The organism is Kitasatospora phosalacinea (genome assembly GCF_030268885.1).
GTDB classification, from domain to species: domain Bacteria; phylum Actinomycetota; class Actinomycetes; order Streptomycetales; family Streptomycetaceae; genus Kitasatospora; species Kitasatospora phosalacinea_C.
This window is the reverse complement of the sequence record NZ_BSSA01000146.1, coordinates 1-255: the sequence shown is the minus strand read 5'-3', so window position 1 is coordinate 255 and position 255 is coordinate 1. Positions and strand designations below refer to the sequence as shown.

Genomic DNA, 255 nt, shown 5'->3' with positions numbered 1-255 from the left:
AAAGTGTGGGGTAATTGATCAACTGCGTGGCGTGATCGCTGGGGGTGGTCGTCGCGGTCGAGATGTCCGCGATGATCGCCGCCATGTGTGTCTGCGCGTGCAAGCCGTCCTACGAGTCGTCTCTGACTGATGGTCAGTGGGCTGTGATCGAGCCGCTGTTGCCGCGGCGTGATCCGCGCAAGGCGGGCCGACCGTTGAAGTTTTCGCGTCGGCTGGTCGTGGACACCGTGCTGTACGTGCTGGTCAGTGGTTGCG

Annotated in this window: 1 protein-coding gene; it reads left to right on the top strand. The window is 62.7% G+C overall.

Annotated elements, in window-relative coordinates; translation table 11 throughout:
- Positions 1–62 precede the first annotated feature (62 nt).
- Positions 63–255: transposase (locus QSK52_RS39315; RefSeq protein WP_285741061.1), on the top strand; the 193-nt coding region annotated here is incomplete at its 3' end.